Consider the following 17550-nt stretch of genomic DNA (forward strand, 5'->3'; position numbering starts at 1 on the left):
CGCTGCCGCTTCGCTTTCGCACAGTAAAACATTTGTTGCTGCCGCTTCGCTTTCGCACAGTAAAACATTTGTTGCTGCCGCTTCGCTTTCGCACAGTAAAACATTTGTTGCTGCCGCTTCGCTTTCGCACAGAGCAAAGCTTCCTGTGAGCGAGCGCCGAGCCGTTTCCTCTGCTTAAGCACCCGGTCGGAACGGAAATCACCCCCCTCTTTTTGCCGAAGTACCATATTTTATTCAATAGGTCACTTCTTTTATTGACACAATAATTTTCTCCTACCTATTTCTGAATTTTCTGTACTGCGCTACAAATCGCAAATTTTACATGCTCATATGTGAGACCACCCTGAATAAATGCCGTAAATGGTGGACGGATGGGACCGTCTGCTGTAAGTTCAATACTTGAGCCCTGAATAAAAGTTCCTGCGGCCATAATGACATCATCCTCATAACCTGGCATATACGCTGGTTCAGGTGCATAATGCGCATTGATTGGTGAATTTGCTTGAATTTCACGGCAAAAGGCAATCATTTGTTCAGCTGTTTGGAATGATACAGACTGAATTAAATCAGTACGTCTAGCTTCATAGCTTGGTGATGTAGTCATACCGATTTCTTCTAGCATTGCAGCTGTGAAAATAGCGCCTTTTAATGCTTGTGCTACTACATGTGGTGCAAGGAAAAAGCCCTGATAGAAATCACCAAGAGTATTTAATGTTGCACCTGCTTCTGCACCAATCCCTGGTGATGTCATACGATAAGCACATTTCTCTACTAAATCTGCACGGCCAGCAATATAACCACCAATTTTCGCTAAGCCCCCGCCTGGATTTTTAATCAGAGAGCCTGCCATTAAATCAGCACCTACCTCCGTCGGTTCCTGATCCTCTACAAATTCACCATAGCAGTTATCTACAAAAATAACTGCCTGCGGCGCCAATTCACGCACCTTGGCACACATCTCCGTAATTTCTGAAATTGTAAACGATGGGCGTGTGGCATAGCCTTTTGAACGCTGAATCGCAATCATTTTTGTATTCTCTGTAATGGCAGCTGCTACTCCGTTCCAATCAATCGTTTGATTATCAATTAAATCCACATGACGATAACCGATTTTATAATCCTTTAATGAGCCAGTATCCTTGTCACCACCATCTACAATGGATTGTAATGTATCGTACGGTTGCCCTGAAATATACAGTAATTCATCACCTGGTCGTAGCACTCCGAATAGACTAAGCGTAATTGCATGTGTCCCCGAAATAATCTGTGGACGTACAATGGTAGCCTCCGCTCCAAAAACCTCTGCATAAACACGCTCTAAATTATCACGCCCCTCATCATCATAACCATATCCATTAGAAGGGTGTAAATGATAGTCACTTACTTGATGCTTCCTAAAAGCCGCAAGCACCTTTTGTTGATTGAAGAATGCCATTTCCTCTACCTTCGCATGAAAAGGACGGACCTTGTTCTCTATTTTGGCAGCTAATGCTAATGTTTCTTCTGTTAAATTCGTTGTAAAAGTCATTAATTTTTCTCCATTCACTTGTTCAATTGCGGGCACATATACCCTCTAATTGAAGTATTCACTTTATTCCTATATTATCTTAACAATTTGTAGATGCGTCTGCAAAACTTGCCTATTGTTTCTATCCGTAATATGCGCTAAGCTAATGTGCGGACATATTTCATAAAAAGTGTTTAACTACTGATTTTGGCTGTAAAATTCATAGATTCTGTTGTGTTTGGAAGTTTCTTTAACTTTATGATTATTTGCTAAAAGGGGTGAAAGGGATGGCTTGGGAGGTTTTTAGTATTATCGGAACAATTGCCTTTGCTATTTCCGGGGCAATAATTGCAATGGAGGAAGAATACGATTTATTCGGTGTATATATACTCGGTATTGTCACTGCCTTTGGTGGAGGAGCAATACGTAACTTACTCATAGGCCTGCCTGTTACAACGTTATGGGGACAGGATATGATGTTTCAAATTGCCCTGGCGGCGATTACAATATTTTTTATCTTTCCACACCATCTTATTCAGCATTGGCATCGCTGGGGAAACTTCACAGATGCCATTGGTTTATCGGCATTTGCCATTCAGGGTGCCCTCTATGCAGTGAAGCTCGACATGCCTATTAGTGCAGTTATTGTCGCTGCTGTCTTAACTGGTTCCGGTGGTGGAATTGTTCGAGATTTATTGGCTAGACGAAAACCATTAGTACTCCGTGATGAAGTCTATGGTGTTTGGGCAGCACTAGCAGGGCTAATCGTAGGGCTTGAAATGATGTCAGGGGATATTTATTTATATGTATTATTTGGTGTGATAACAGCATTGAGAATACTTTCATATATGAAGAAATGGCGTTTGCCATTGCGGAAATTGAATCGAGCATAACCAATAAGCCCAAATAGCGATTTGGGCTTATTTTTTCATACTGATGAAAAATACATTATCTGCAATGATTTAATAAAGCCATAGATTCCTCTAATGTAGCCATATTTTTCATCATAGAGCAAGCTGCATCTAAAATAGGAAAGGCCAAAGCTGCACCAGAGCCTTCTCCCAATCGCATATTCATATGAAGCATTGGTTCAACTCCAAGTAATTCAGCAGCAATTTTAGCACCTGGTTCTTCAGAGGCATGAGATGGAATGATATAGTCTTTTACTTTTGGCTCTAACTCGTAGGCAATAAGGGCAGCAATGGTAGAAATAAAACCATCAATAACAACAGGTTTGCGGTTTGCCGCAGCGGCAAGTACGACTCCTGCCATAGCGCCGATTTCTAAGCCACCAATTTTTGCAAGAATATCAATAGCATCCTCGCGATTTGGTTTGTTTAATAGAATGGCATTGTGAATGACCTCTACTTTATGCTCAATGCCCCCTGGCCCAACACCTGCACCAAATCCTGTCACTTCAAGTGGATGACAACCATGAAGGACCGATAATATTGCAGCACTCGGTGTTGTATTACCAATCCCCATTTCACCTGTCCCAAGTACATTGACTCCTTTTTTTATTTCTTCTGTAGCTACCTCAATTCCTACTTCAATTGATTGAATGGCTTCTTCCCTAGACATTGCAGGACCTTTTGCCATATTGTCCGTTCCATATTTAATCTTTTTTATGATGACACCAGCATCATGCGGAATCTCCTCTTTTACACCAACGTCTACCGGAACAATTTTTGCATTTGTTATTTTCGCTACAGCACAGACACCTGTTCCTCCTCTTGGAAAATTTAATGTTTGAAAGACCGTCACATTTTGTGGATTTGAGGTCACCCCTTCATCACAAACACCATGATCTGCCGCACAGACAATAATTGCTTTGTTATCAATCGTAGGAAATAGTTCACCTGTAATTCCTGATAGTTGCACTGCAAGAGACTCCAATTTCCCTAAGCTGCTAGGAGGCTTGCAAAGCGCATCAATGCGTTCCCTTGCTTTTTCCATCATTTTGTAGTCAGTACTTTGAATGTTTTGAATCGTCTGTTGTAATAATTGCATGAAAATTTCCCCTTTCTTTTTTGCCCTTGTTACTCGAAGAATGATTTAGAGAAAAAAATAAAAAGCCTGTAGTTTATTTCATAACAAATAAACTACAGACTTTTCCATCGTCTATATAATACGAAGCAATTAGGCAGGTCTCCTGGCTCAATTTCAACATTTCATAGAACCTTCCCAGAACTTTGCTAGTGGCATTCTCTATGAAACTCCCTTTTACAGTGGTGGGACCGCTAAAGCTTTTCACTTCATTCCCTATTCTCCCGCAATGGGCACCTAATGCTTTTATGCAATTATTTTAAATTTACGACAAAGTGTTTTTAGTGTCAATGGATTAGTGAAATTATATATTTCTTTCCATTGCTGAGTTACATACATCCATTGTCACAATTAATTTTAAAGATTTTCTGGCAAAGAAAATCTGGATATCAACCATTCCTTAGTACTACATACAATATAAAAGCAAATTTATCCAAGCGGTTCAACAATCAACGGAGACAAGAGGGGCTAAATATTTTAACTCACTATCACGTAATGGATCGATTGTATAAAGTTCTATTTAAATAAATATGATTAGAGTTAGTTAAATTTTTTTCATATTTTCCGAATATCCTTAATAATTGACAAATATATAATAGTTAAGTAATATTAACTTAATTATAAACCTTTAAAATGAATTAGGGATGATAAATCAGTGCATGATTATTTAATTATTACAGACAAAATTAATCAAAAATTCGAACAATTCAGGTTGTTAGTTTTACAAGAAACAAAAGAGGTTGAGGAATTAGAGAACTTTCACTTAACTCCTCAACAAGAAATTATAATGTCTTATATTATTCACAATGAGCCGGTAATTGCTAAAGATATTGCAAATCATTTTGATATTTCTAAAAGTGCGGTCAGCCAAGTAATTTCAAAGCTTGAAGAAATGAAAATGATATATCGTCAAGAAAATTCAATAAACCGTAGAGAGACCTTTATTTATCTTGGGGATAGGGGGCAAGAGTTTCGTCAGCTTCTTAAAAAAATTGACAACATTCTTGTAGAAAAATATTACTCGAAAGTAAGCTTAAAAGAGTTAAATAATGTTCTTGATACATTAAATAAGATTGTCGGGACTAAAAATAACCAAGGAAGTTAAGATAACTAGTGAAGTTTTTACCCATAAGGTCTCCTTTATAATAGATTTGGACAAGCAATCACCTCTCCATCTATTATAAAGGAGTTTTTCTTTTCGACGTGTTTAAATTTTGAAACAATCATATGCAACTCTGGTGAGCTTATTTTAGAACAAATTTCTCGTTAATTTAACTTCCCTGCTTGCTTGCTTTTTATAACAAAATACGTGTAGATACATTTATTTAGTTTGATAAACTTAACTGTATGCTCATTATTATATTCTGTCAATCATTTTTAATATTGGTTTTATAATAGTAAAACTTATCCTCCATTTTCTCTTTCTTAAGCAATGGATTAGGCTCTTCTCCTTTCACATAGTGGTCAAAGAAAGCTAATATGTACCAATTCATAACTTGATGGAATTGATTTATATCAATATTCCATGATAATAAAGGAGATAGAAAAGGGAAATCTGTAAAAGTATAATGATCTCCTGCTATAAAAGTAAGCATAAAAGTATCTCCCTTTATTCCCTCTTTATAGTGAAAATCAGCAAGCTCTGTAATTTTATCGTGATACTTTTGAAATTCCTCCCGGGTGATATTCGTATATTGAATTTCTTCATCGGATATATAGAGATAATCTTCATCTAAAATAAACATAAATGGTTGTTCAAATCCTGAGCTAGCCACTGGTTCATGTAAAGGCCCATCTATGTTGATTCCTGCAGAAATCCTGCTATCATCCAACAATGCTTGAGCAGCTGTTGAACCTCCATACGAATGTCCAAATATACCAATTCTACCCATGTCCATCTTTCCAGTAAACAAACCATGAGGATCCTGATCATTTATCGTTGTTAAATGATCTAGAACATAGCTCATATCTTTTGATCGCATTTTAACATCTTTCTCATCTTCAATATTAAATGAATAAGAATATGCGTCTGTTTGATTCATGATTTCCCGTCCATCTGGGAACTTCGTATAGGCTGCATCATTCGTATGATCAACGCTGACAACAACGTATCCATAACTTGCCAACTCCTCCATTTGGGAAAAATTTTGCAATCTAGTACTGCCAAATCCATGAGAAAATAAAAGAACCGGAAAGTTAACTTCTTGTTTGGATACTGCTATATCTTTTATGCTGTTAGTTTGCCCATACTTCAAATACTCGAATACAGAGCGAGGAACAGAAAAAATGAATTCCATCGTTCCTGACCATTCTTCGTAAGGAAAGGATTCATAATGAATATCCTTCGTATCATCTTTCACCTCTGCTGGATACCATATTTGTATCATTAATTCTCGATCTTTTTGTTCTAAGTCGTGTCTGGATTCATCTATCAAATACCTTGAGTTCATACCTACTTCAAAAGGACCTGTTGGCTTTGGAAGTTGAAATACAGGCATGACAATGACTAAACCAAAGCTACTGAACGAATAAGTGACAATAAACGAAATATAGGAAAGCTTTTTGACCTTCCTTTTATTTTTCACGCTTTCAAGTGTGCCTTTTTCCGCGTTCCTTTGTATGAATGGCTTCATTGTGAACACAGTTAAAAGACTAAATAACATATAGGTTAATCCCATTTGCCATCGGTAACCCTCTAGGTCCAAATGAATAACCAATAGGATAAGTGCGATGACATTAGTGATTATTTTTATCTTTGCATTAAATCTAAACAAAAAAGAAAAAAGCCAGAAAATATGTACTGCAATTAATATACCTTCAAACAACCTCAATAAAATCAACTCCTATTTTAGTTTAGTTAACTATACTTAACTATAAGTCGCATGAGTCTAAATGTCAATTTTTTGGGAGCAGACGATAAGAAAAGGCTTTGGGGAGTTAGATCCCAGCATGGACAACCCCCAATATAGTTTATGTTTTCTTATACTCTATTTTGTAAAAACTGTATACAAGTACTTGCTAATTCAGCGGGAGATTCTTTTGCTCCATTCTCTATCCATGTGTAAAGCATTGACCAAAATATGCCAACAGTAAATGCATTGGCATATTTTGCAGTAATATGATTCAATTCTTTATCAGTTAAATAATTTTTATTAAGCTTAGGAACAGACCTTTGATATTGCTTAAATATATATAACATTAGTTCGTTGTTATACATAAGTTTAAGAAATGTTAAATGATTACTCCAAAATGAAAAATGATTATGAATTAACACTTCATATTTAGAAGAAAAATAATTCTCTTGAAAGGAGGAATACTCTAAGAATAATAAATTTATAGATTCCTCTAGCACTTCTTCTTTATTTTTAAAATATCTATAAAAGGTTTTTCTTCCTACGCTAGCTTCCTGCGATATTTGGGTAACAGTAATTAGCGAAAATTCATATTTTTCCATCACAGAAAATAGACCATTAATTATATCTTCTTTTTTTCCCATTTTTTCTCCTGACACACTTTCTACCAATGTGTTTCCATTGATTGCAAATCAATTATTTCATATATAGACTATAATTACATGACACATCTGTGTCAACGAAAGTAGGGAGATAAAATGTATAATTACTGCAAATGGTATCACATAAATGGTGTTAACCAATATGTTCAAGTAGTAAGTACTAATTTGGATAATCCTATTTTAATATATTTACATGGCGGACCTGGTGATGCTGCCCTACCTCTTGTTGAACATTTTAATTTTGATTTATCCGAAAACTATACTTTAATCATTTGGGAGCAAAGGGGTGCTGGAAAGTCATACTATAAATTTAGAGAAGAGGAACATATTACTATAAATGATTTTGTACTTGACTTGAAGGTCTTAATTGAAAAACTCCTTGTTGAATTCAAACAAGAGAAAATATGCTTAATGGGACATTCATGGGGAAGCATTATTGGAATGAAATTCATTATTTCATATCCAGAATTGATACATTTTTATATTGGAGTTGGACAAGTTATTTGTTCGCAAAAAATGTTTAAAAAAAGTAAAGAATACATTGTAAGTCATGTTGATAATCATCGTCTTAAAAATAGAATTTCTTCTCTAAACACAAAGTTTAATCAAGATAATTGGTATTCTGATTTAATGTTTTTAATGAGTCAACTAATCAAGCAAGGTGTTTCTCTTTATGGAAAAAGTACGTATTTATCATTATATCGCTATTTTATTTTTTCCAAAAACTATTCATTAATGGATTGTATAAAACGACTAAAAGGCTCTGAGCAGTCCATAGTTAAGTTATGGCACGAAGTATCAGAAATTGATTTTTCAGCTTATAAAAATTTTAAGGTTCCAATAGCTTTTATCGAAGGTGAGTATGATTATCATGCTTCCTCCGAAATAGTTTTTGATTTTTATCGAAGTATTGCATCTCCTAAAGTCTATTTCAGTATAAAAAACACTGCCCATTTTCCCCAGTGGACAAGGTCTGACACCTTTAATTTGATTGTAAATTCTTTGAATGGTTCTATTTTTTCAAACAGTAATGAAATAAAGGAATTCTAGAACTTTACTAAAATAGGTAATACTTAGCTAGTTTTTTCATTTCTTCTTGTTATAAGTTAGACCGCTCACATTTGAATCTACTGCACCCACACACCCTACTCGATTCTTAAGGGTAGTCACTGACATTGCTAATTTTTCACTTCTTTATTATGATCTAGAAAAGCCCCCTTTCGCCAAACAAAAGGGGGCTTCTTATTCTATTCATTAATTACTGTGGAATTCGCTTTGTTTTATTTATTTCACTCAGAAATGTTGCGCCAAGTAGAAGAATAGCGCCGATTATTTGTAGGATCGTCATTTTTTCTCCTATAATCATCGTCGAAATCACTAATGATGTCAGTGGATCAATATAGCTTAGAATAGCTATACTTTGCCCTTTTAGATGGCGCATTCCAAAAAAGAACAGATAGAAGCCAATTCCCGCATGGACAATGCCCAATGCTATCAACAAACTAATTGATTTTATATCAATTTGCATTACTTGGAAGCCACTTGTTCCAAAAAGATAAAGAGCAAGGAATAACGCCGCTAATGCAAGTTGAATAATCGTATTTTCGGGCTCTTTCAATCCACGAATATACTTATTTGTAAATGTGACTATTGTATAGAAACAAGCTGCAATCAGTCCATATACAATACCGATATAATGTTCGCTCGTTCCAGTAGTTTGGCTTTGAACTATAAAAAACAGTCCTACTAGAGCCACACCAACATAAAAAATTTTTCTCACTGATATTTTTTCTTTCAAAATTATAGGCGACAAACAAATAACTAAAACTGGAGCAAAGTAGTAGCTTAAAGCAGCATTAGCAATAGTAGTCTCCTTATACGCTTGGAATAGAAAAATCCAATTACCACACAAGGCTAAGCTGGAAAGGACTAAAGGCCAGATATTCTGCAAAATGGATATTTTTGCAAATCTTTCTTTCTTATAAAAGAAAATCACCAGTAAAAAACAAGAGCCAATGAGACTCATCCATAAGGCAATTTCACTTGAAGGCAGCTGAATATATCTTGCAAAAACACCGACAGCTCCAAAAATAATCATTGATAAAATAAAAGATAGTTTACCGCTCATTTCTAATTCCTACTTTCTACATGTATATAGTCATCGATATACAGTAGAATCTATTGAGAATTAGCAAGCTTTTATTGAATGCCTAAACAGCAGATTCTACTGTAAAGACATTGTTGGGGGTGCTATTGGTCGAAACATACGAATCCCTCCTTATATGTTCTAATATTAACACATTTTAACTTTTAAACGATAAAAAACCCTCGTTCAACACGAGGGTTCTCATTAACCATTACTTAAATTCTAACTCTCCATCATAGGCAAGCATGCCACCTTCAAGGTTTGTCACATCAAAGCCTTGCGCTTCTAGGTATGCACAAGCATTTGCTGAGCGACCTCCAGCCTTACAAACGATAATGTATGGCTTCGAAGCATCTAATTCATCTAAGCGCTCAGGGATTGTCCCAAGAGCAATATGCTTAGCACCAGGAATCATACCTTGTGCCACTTCATCATCTTCACGAACATCAATAATGTATAGGTCTTCGTTCGCATCTAATAATTCTAATAATTGAGTTGTATCCATTGCTTTCATATGTCTTGTCCTCCAATATGTCAATTTCCTCTTACATTATAGCCCGAAGACAAAAAAACAGCTAGTGTCATGAACACTAACTGTTTTACTATTTTTTCTAGCCTTCTGTTTCTAAAAAATCTACTTGCTTTGCTGGAACAAATGTAGAAATTGCGTGTTTGTAAATAAGATGCTGTTTGCTTTCAGCATCTACTAATAAAACTGTAAAATTATCATAGGATTTTACAGTTCCTTTTAACTGAAATCCGTTTAACAGAAACACAGTTACAAAAACACTATTTTTACGTAGATGGTTCAAGAACGTATCTTGCAAATTAATTGATTTCATCAAAAATGCCTCCCTACTGTCTTTCTACCTCTTAATCCCTATAGTAGCATGTTCTACCAATTTATCAATTAGTAATTTTTAGCAATTTTTCTTCATTCAGCAAAAATCATTTTACAAATAATGGAGAAATATTAGTCACAGAAGAATATCATTAATAAAAATATGCTTGAATGCAATATTATTCTTTTCACCCTAGTATAAATATAGCTGAATGAAGATAAAGTCCCCGACGGATGTCACGGATTTTAAATTGTGCAAGCACAATTCAAAATCCGGACACAATTACGCCAAGGCGTAATTGATTAAAGTTGTTCGTCATTACTAAGAAATTGTACATCCATTTTATTACGGAAATAAGTTAACTGTCTTTTAGCATAGCGGCGAGAGTTTTGTTGTAAACTGTCAATCGCTTCTTCTAAAGAACACTTACCATCAAGGTAATCATATATTTCCTTATAGCCAATCGCTTGAATGGACTGCACACCTCGAATATTTTGATGCCATAAGCCTTTTACTTCCTCTAAAAGACCTTTGTCCATCATCAAATCGACACGGCGGTTTATTCGATCATAAAGCTCTTCACGTGGCATATTTTGCCCAAGTCCTAAAATGACATGGTTATAGAGAGGGACTTCCCCACGATTCTGTGCCTCGGATGCTTTCGATACACCGCTTAGCTCAATCATCTCTAACGCACGTATGACACGACGCGTATTATTTGGGTGAATGGTCTCCGCCGTTTGTGGATCAAGTTTTTTAAGCCTAGCATGCATAGCTTCTGGGCATAATTTCTCCAGTTCATCATAATAGGCTTTTCGTGCAACCTCATCTACCTGCTCTTCTGTAAATTGAAAATCATAGAGCACTGCCTGTACATATAAACCCGAGCCCCCTACAATAATCGGTAGCTTATTGCGTGCTTGAATTTCTGCAATCTTTGCACGCACTAATTTTTGATATTCAGCTACTGAGAAGGACTCTGTTGGCTCCTTGAAGCTAAGTAAATGATGTGGCACTCCCTCCATCTCTTCCTCGGTAATCTTCGCTGTACCAATATCTAAGCCTTTATAGACTTGCATGGAATCACCGTTAATGATTTCTCCATTATATTTTTTCGCTAACTCAATGCTTAATGCTGTTTTGCCAGAAGCAGTTGGCCCAACGATTGCTACGACCTCTGCCTGCTGTATTTTATCTTGTATCATATTTTTCTAACCACCGTAATAAAACTTGATAGACCGCCTCTTGATTATCCTCGTTCAAGATTTCATGGCGCTTATCTTCAAATAAGTAAACCGTCACATCCTGTAAACCTGCTGCTGCAAACTGTTCAGCAACAGTATATACGCCTCGTCCCTGATCTCCGACTGGATCCTTGCTACCACTTATCAATAAAATTGGTAAGTCTTTCTTTACTTTTGCAATCTCCTTTTTACTATTTAACGCCATAAAGCCGGTTGTTAAATCCACAAAAAATTGATTTGTTGGGATAAAGCCACAATACGGATCCTCCATATATTGTTGCACTTCATCGTCTACCGAACATAACCAATCATACTCGGTCTTCGAATTTGGAAACTGCTTATTGAAACTGCCGAAGCTCAGTTTATTTAACAACTTGCTCTCTGTCTCTTTCCCAAGCTGCTTGGCCAATGCTTTTGCGACTAAATTTCCCATTGAATGCAATGCTGTTACATTTCCTGTTCCGCATAAAATCACATATTCAACATTATCGCTATACAATTGAATAAACCTTCTAGTGATAAAAGACCCCATACTATGACCAAATAAAATCAAGGGCACGTCTGCAAACTGTGCATGTAAAGTGGTCACTACTTCGTGTGCGTCTTCTACAACACGGTCAAAACCATTGTCTTCAGCAAAAAAGCCTAGTGTACCATTATAAGCCGCTGTTTCACCATGTCCTCGGTGATCATGCATTGTCACTGCATAGCCTGCTGCATTGAGAACATGTGCAAATTTTACATAACGGCCACTATGTTCCGCCATCCCATGCAAAATATGAATATGGCCAATACAAGAATCCGATGGCCTTAATGTGCGAGTAAACACAAATTGACCATCTGACATTTCTAAATAACGCTCCATACTTACACTCCTTCCTCAGCAAAATTAGTCGCATCTAAAATAGCTTGCTCTAATTGAGCAATGTACGTGTTTCTTTGTGATTCTGTGTAATGAAAGCGTTGCTGCAATACTTGAATAACCTGTTGCTTATAACGTTGTACCGCATCAATATCAAAGTATAGCAAACCCGTGCGACGAATAAAGAAATCGCTTGGTGTGTAAACCATTTCAGCTTCAATCCCATAAAGGAGCATTGCATGTAAAGCAAGGGGCATCGTACTTCCATGCTCATGCAAATATTTCACCTGATCGAACAATGCATCTACATTTGTGCCATATTTTTGTACGAGCTGCTTTGCTTCATCATAATTAAGGCCATATTGAACGCCCTCTCTTGCTTTATATGCTATATAATCCGGAAAATTGATGGCGTTAATGCCTTTTGCTCCGGAAAGCGATAACTCGCGCGTCACACATGGACTTGCGTGCTTAAATTTATGTGTTTTCACAATTTTATCAACGATTGTTTCTGCCATTTGACGGTAGCCAGTTAGTTTGCCACCAGCTATTGTCATTAATCCACTTGGAGCCGTCCAGAGTTCATCTTTTCTTGAAATTTCAGATGGATTCTTTCCTTTTTCAAAAATAAGTGGACGCACGCCTGCCCATGATGATTCAATTGTTTCTCTTGAAATATTTGCTGTTGGGAAGACAGTTTTAGTAGCTACGATTAAATAATCAACGTCCTCTTGGGTAGCGACCGGATGTACGGGATCTCCCTCATAAACCGTATCTGTTGTTCCTACATAGGTTTTGCCATCACGTGGAATAGCAAATGCCATGCGCCCATCCGCAATATCAAAATATACTGCTTGGCTTAATGGAAAATCCTTTTGGTCAAGAACAATATGGACTCCTTTTGTAAGACGTAATTGTTTTTTGTCCACTACTTTATCTTTTTGTCGGACCTCATCCACCCAAGGTCCCGTAGCATTGACGATTTGTGCAGCATGCACTTCTATCATTTTCCCTGTTACTTGATCTGTTACTTGTGCCCCAACAAGCTTTTTCTTATGATATATAAACCCTGTCATCTCCGTATAATTTATACAAAGCGCCCCGTATTCCACTGCCTTTTTTAGCACTTCCATTGTCAGACGGGCATCATCTGTCCGATATTCAACATAATAACCACCACCGACCAGCTCATCCTGATTAAGTAAAGGCTCTAGTGCTGCAGTTTCCTGGGCGCTCAGCATTGTTCTACGCTCATGCTTTTTCACACCTGCTAATCGATCATATACTCTCAACGCCACCGATGTTGTAAACGGTCCAAGTGAGCCCTTTTTGTATAATGGTAATAGCATTTTTTCAGGCGTTGTCACGTGAACAGCATTGTCGTATACGATTTCACGCTCACGACCAACCTCTGCGACTACACCAACATCAAGTTGTTTTAAATAACGCAGTCCACCGTGAATAAGCTTTGTAGAACGGCTAGATGTGCCAGCAGAAAAATCCTGCATCTCAATCAAAGCGACAGATAATCCCCTTGATGCCGCATCAAGGGCAATGCCAGCACCTGTAATGCCACCACCAATGACTAATACGTCAAAGCTATATTGCTCTAAAAAATGCATAATTTTAGGACGATGCTCAAATGAAAACATACCTTACCCCCTATTAGCTATGATTTGAAAATACGTGTAGCCTCTACTGCTTTCTGCCAGCCCACGTAAAGTGCCGCTCCAATTTCTGCTTCCATTTTTGGTTGATAAGTTTGCCCATTCACCCACAATTCGGATAATGCCTCCTTATTCGGCCAAAAATTCGTCGCAAGCCCTGCTAAATAAGCTGCTCCAAGCGCTGTCGACTCATTAAGCTTTGCTAGTTCTACCTTTAACTGTAAAATATCACTTTGGAACTGCATAAGCAATTGATTACCTACAGCTCCACCATCTACCCTTAGCACCTCAATAGGCGTACCCGCAGCTTCCTCCATTGCATCCAGTACATCCTTTGTTTGATAGGCTAGTGATTCAAGGGTCGCACGGATGAAATGCTCTTTGGAAGTCCCTCGCGTTAATCCAAAAATGGCTCCTCGTGCATCAGTATCCCAATACGGAGTCCCTAAACCTACAAATGCAGGCACAACATATACACCATCAGTGTTCTCCACCTTTTCTGCATACGTTTCAGAATCCTCTGCAGTGCGAATCATGCGAAGACCGTCTCGAAGCCACTGAATTGCTGAGCCTGCAACAAACACACTACCCTCCAAGGCATAAGTCACTTTGCCATCAATACCCCAAGCAATGGTTGTCAATAAACCATTTTCTGATTTAACAGCTTGCTCACCAGTATTCAATAACATAAAACAGCCTGTGCCATACGTATTTTTAGCCATGCCCTTGGCAAAGCATGTTTGACCAAAAAGCGCAGCCTGCTGATCACCAGCTATTCCGGCAATCGGGATTTCCTCACCAAAGAAGATGCTTGGCGTCGTCTTTGTATAAATTTCTGAAGAATCTTTCACCTCTGGTAACATTGACATTGGAATATCTAATAGCTTGCAAAGTTCTTCATCCCACTTCAAGTCGTGGATATTATATAGTAAAGTACGAGATGCATTAGAATAATCCGTAATATGTGCCATTCCTTTTGATAATCTCCAAACAATCCAAGAATCAATCGTACCAAATAATAAATCTCCGTTTTCTGCCATCGCTCGTGCACCGTCAACATTGTCTAAAATCCACTTAATTTTTGTTGCTGAAAAATAAGCATCTAAACGCAATCCCGTTTTTTGCTGAAAGAGCTCTTCATAGCCTTGGTCCTTCAACTCATTTACAATGTCCTGTGTTTGTCGGGACTGCCAGACAATTGCATTGTAAACTGGCTGCCCCGTATGTTTATCCCATACTACCGTTGTTTCACGTTGATTTGTTATCCCAATAGCATGCACTTCACTAGCTTCATGTCCACTTTCTGTTAAAACAGCCGCAATGACTGCAAGAATGGAACCCCAAATCTCGTTGGCGTTATGCTCAACCCAACCAGCCTTCGGAAAATATTGTTGAAATTCCTTTTGCGCAACATGAACAATTTCACCTTTTTTATCGAACAAAATCGCTCTTGAACTCGTTGTTCCCTGATCAATGGCTAAAATAAACTCACCCATTCATTCTCCCCCTTTTATCAATTATGCCTCTTGCATAATTGCGTCTGGAATCGGCTTTGTGCTTAGGCCTGCACGAGGGCTGACACGATGTCGGTCATTTCGGTAATGCCACAGGACGTGGCGTTTTTACCGATGCAGGTCAGTTAGCCGTTATCGCATGGATGCGATGATTTTAGGCTAACATCCTATGTGAACTCCTTCCCGATTCCGTGACATCCGCCGGAGGCTTTAGGCCAACGTGATGTTGGTCACTCAGGCGTTTTCACAGGATGTGAAGTTCTTAGCCTGAGTTCCTCTATTTCAGCAGGTACAGGTATTTGGACACCCGCTGAATGAAGTTAAGATAGCTAGGTTACATGACCCGTTTGAACATTTTTTCCACTTCATAAGTTGTAAAATGAATAAGCACAGGACGTCCATGTGGGCATGTAAATGGATTATCTGCATTGCGCAAATCCTGCAATAACGTTTCCATTTGTTCTTTCGTTAAATAATGATTGGCTTTTATCGACTTTTTACAGCTCATCATAATAGCTGCCGCCTCACGTAATTTTTTGACATCAGCCTTTTTCGTTGTCAGCACCTGCTCAATTAAGTCCTCAATAATTTCCTGCTCTTCACCTTTAGGAAACCAGCTAGGATGCTCCCTCACGACAAATGATGACTGTCCAAACTCCTCCAAAAACACGCCAACAGCTTCTAATTCCTGGCTATTTTCTCTTAATATTAGTGCCTCATCAGCTGCATAATGGAAGGTCAATGGAAGCAATAAAGCCTGACGCTCATTTGGATTTACCTGGCCAACCTTTTCACGGAAAAATTCATATTTAATTCGCTCCTGGGCCGCGTGCTGATCGATTAAATAAAAACCATCCTCCATTTGGGCAACAATGTACGTACCATGAATTTGCCCTACTACTTCAAGAGCTGGAAATGGTTCTCGAATAGATTCATCCTTTAGAATTTCTATGGGCTCTATAGACTCTACTGGCTCTTCTAACTTCATTTCTACTTCTATCATTGGTGTTGGCTGCCAGCTATCTTCAATGATAGTAGGAACGGGTTCTGGCACTTTCACATCTAGGGTGTTTGATTCCTGAACAGTTTGCACATCATAAAGCTTTTCAACGATGGCATTCATTTTCTCTACATTAAGCTTTGGTGCTGGCTTCCATATATTTAACTGCTCCGACGCAGGCTTCTCGATTTTTTCCTTCTTTTCCATTTGTGGTACGCGAATAACATTGCGTATTTTCTCTCGGATTGTTTCCTCAATTAGCTTCAGAAGCTCTGGTTCCTTGCTTAAACGTATTTGATGTTTGGCAGGATGAACATTAACATCTGTTAAATAAGGATCTCCCTCAATAAAGAGTGCTACAATTGGAAAACGCTCAATTGGCAAATACGTATGGTAAGCATCGACAATCGCTTTTTGCACTAGGTAATGCTTCACCCAGCGACCATTTACAAATAAGGACATATAATTTTTCGAAGCACGTGTCACCTCTGGTAGTGATACGAAGCCGGAAATCTTATAATCTTGTGATTCCCCATTGAATGGCACCATTTTCTTGGCATTATGCACACCGTAAATAGCAGCTAATACTTGCTGCACGTCACCTCGCCCATTTGTTTGTAACAACTGCTGACCATTATGTAGCAATCTAAACGCAATATCTGGATTCCCAAGTGCAAGACGGTTCATCAGGTCTATTGTATGCCCAAGCTCAGTTTGAATTGTTTTCATATATTTTAATCGAGCGGGTGTATTGAAAAATAACTGTGCCACTGTAATATCTGTTCCCTTGCGCAAAGGGCCAGGTTTATGCGAAGCGACATGTCCCCCCTCAAGCTCTAAATAAGTACCTGATTCACCATTTGATGTAATGAGTGTCATTTTAGACACCGATGCAATAGAAGCCAATGCCTCACCACGGAAGCCAAGTGTACGAATTCGAAATAAATCATGCTCCTGATGGATTTTACTTGTCGCATGGCGAGAGAATGATATTAATGCATCCTCCTCATCCATACCACTACCATTATCAATTACTTGAATTGAAGTGAGGCCCGCTTCTAGTAAAAAAACATCAATGGACGTACTTCCTGCATCAATGGCATTTTCAACAAGCTCTTTGACTACAGAGGCAGGCCTTTCAACTACTTCCCCGGCAGCGATTTTATTGGACAGCCACTCGTCCATAATTTGTATTTTTCCCATAGCGC

General features: G+C 37.9%; 16 protein-coding genes and 1 riboswitch. Of the genes, 3 read left to right on the forward strand and 13 right to left on the reverse strand.

What is annotated here, in order from left to right:
• The coding region (locus ACIQXF_RS00405) for a hypothetical protein (protein WP_402777537.1) at positions 1-182 on the reverse strand (182 nt) is incomplete at its 3' end.
• A gap of 95 nt (positions 183-277) precedes the next feature.
• Complete coding sequence (locus tag ACIQXF_RS00410; RefSeq protein WP_402778248.1) at positions 278-1528, reverse strand: methionine gamma-lyase family protein; 1251 nt, start codon at positions 1526-1528, stop codon at positions 278-280.
• Positions 1529-1794: 266 nt separating this feature from the next.
• Here ACIQXF_RS00410 and ACIQXF_RS00415 point away from each other — a divergent pair, with 266 nt between their 5' ends.
• On the forward strand, positions 1795-2400 hold the full coding sequence (locus ACIQXF_RS00415) for a trimeric intracellular cation channel family protein (RefSeq protein ID WP_402777540.1): 606 nt from the start codon (positions 1795-1797) through the stop codon (positions 2398-2400).
• A gap of 55 nt (positions 2401-2455) precedes the next feature.
• Here the strand turns inward: ACIQXF_RS00415 and cobT are convergent, their stop codons facing one another.
• On the reverse strand, positions 2456-3517 hold the full coding sequence (cobT, locus tag ACIQXF_RS00420; protein ID WP_402777543.1) for a nicotinate-nucleotide--dimethylbenzimidazole phosphoribosyltransferase: 1062 nt from the start codon (positions 3515-3517) through the stop codon (positions 2456-2458).
• A gap of 115 nt (positions 3518-3632) precedes the next feature.
• A riboswitch (cobalamin riboswitch) is annotated at positions 3633-3809 on the reverse strand.
• A 399-nt stretch (positions 3810-4208) separates the two neighbouring features.
• Here cobT and ACIQXF_RS00425 point away from each other — a divergent pair.
• The gene (locus ACIQXF_RS00425) at positions 4209-4658 is read left to right on the forward strand and encodes a MarR family winged helix-turn-helix transcriptional regulator (RefSeq protein ID WP_402777546.1); all 450 of its coding nucleotides are present in this window, start codon (positions 4209-4211) and stop codon (positions 4656-4658) included.
• 262 nt (positions 4659-4920) lie between these two features.
• On the opposite strand, the gene ACIQXF_RS00430 is transcribed toward ACIQXF_RS00425, so the two are convergent.
• Positions 4921-6384 carry an alpha/beta hydrolase family protein gene (locus ACIQXF_RS00430; RefSeq protein ID WP_402777549.1) on the reverse strand — a complete coding sequence of 488 codons (1464 nt, stop codon included), beginning with the start codon at positions 6382-6384 and terminating at the stop codon, positions 4921-4923.
• A gap of 149 nt (positions 6385-6533) precedes the next feature.
• Positions 6534-7049: a TetR/AcrR family transcriptional regulator gene (locus tag ACIQXF_RS00435; protein WP_402777551.1), complete on the reverse strand. Its 516-nt coding sequence runs from the start codon at positions 7047-7049 to the stop codon at positions 6534-6536.
• 183 nt (positions 7050-7232) lie between these two features.
• Here ACIQXF_RS00435 and ACIQXF_RS00440 point away from each other — a divergent pair, with 183 nt between their 5' ends.
• Positions 7233-8117, forward strand: coding sequence for an alpha/beta fold hydrolase (locus tag ACIQXF_RS00440; RefSeq protein ID WP_402777554.1), 885 nt, complete (start codon positions 7233-7235; stop codon positions 8115-8117).
• A gap of 208 nt (positions 8118-8325) precedes the next feature.
• On the opposite strand, the gene ACIQXF_RS00445 is transcribed toward ACIQXF_RS00440, so the two are convergent.
• The 8 genes from ACIQXF_RS00445 to mutL all read right to left on the reverse strand — a co-directional run bounded on the left by ACIQXF_RS00445 (position 8326) and on the right by mutL (position 17545).
• Entirely contained in the window at positions 8326-9195 is an 870-nt protein-coding gene (locus tag ACIQXF_RS00445) for a DMT family transporter (protein WP_402777557.1), read from the reverse strand.
• A 229-nt stretch (positions 9196-9424) separates the two neighbouring features.
• Entirely contained in the window at positions 9425-9727 is a 303-nt protein-coding gene (locus ACIQXF_RS00450) for a rhodanese-like domain-containing protein (protein WP_402777560.1), read from the reverse strand.
• Positions 9728-9824: 97 nt separating this feature from the next.
• Positions 9825-10055, reverse strand: a complete 231-nt coding sequence (gene hfq / locus ACIQXF_RS00455; protein ID WP_402777563.1) for an RNA chaperone Hfq — start codon at positions 10053-10055, stop codon at positions 9825-9827.
• Positions 10056-10357: 302 nt separating this feature from the next.
• Positions 10358-11260 carry a tRNA (adenosine(37)-N6)-dimethylallyltransferase MiaA gene (gene miaA / locus ACIQXF_RS00460; protein ID WP_402777566.1) on the reverse strand — a complete coding sequence of 301 codons (903 nt, stop codon included), beginning with the start codon at positions 11258-11260 and terminating at the stop codon, positions 10358-10360.
• Positions 11247-12164 (reverse strand): alpha/beta fold hydrolase, encoded by a 918-nt coding sequence (locus ACIQXF_RS00465; protein WP_402777569.1) that lies wholly within the window; start codon positions 12162-12164, stop codon positions 11247-11249. Before ACIQXF_RS00465 ends, miaA begins: the two co-directional genes overlap by 14 nt.
• Before the next feature lie 2 nt (positions 12165-12166).
• Positions 12167-13813: a glycerol-3-phosphate dehydrogenase/oxidase gene (locus tag ACIQXF_RS00470; RefSeq protein ID WP_402777572.1), complete on the reverse strand. Its 1647-nt coding sequence runs from the start codon at positions 13811-13813 to the stop codon at positions 12167-12169.
• Between the two features lie 17 nt (positions 13814-13830).
• Positions 13831-15324, reverse strand: a complete 1494-nt coding sequence (glpK, locus tag ACIQXF_RS00475; protein ID WP_402777575.1) for a glycerol kinase GlpK — start codon at positions 15322-15324, stop codon at positions 13831-13833.
• A 352-nt stretch (positions 15325-15676) separates the two neighbouring features.
• Positions 15677-17545, reverse strand: coding sequence for a DNA mismatch repair endonuclease MutL (mutL, locus tag ACIQXF_RS00480; protein WP_402777578.1), 1869 nt, complete (start codon positions 17543-17545; stop codon positions 15677-15679).
• Positions 17546-17550 lie beyond the last annotated feature (5 nt).

It is taken from the genome of Lysinibacillus sp. NPDC097231 (assembly GCF_044761885.1).
GTDB lineage: Bacteria > Bacillota > Bacilli > Bacillales_A > Planococcaceae > Lysinibacillus.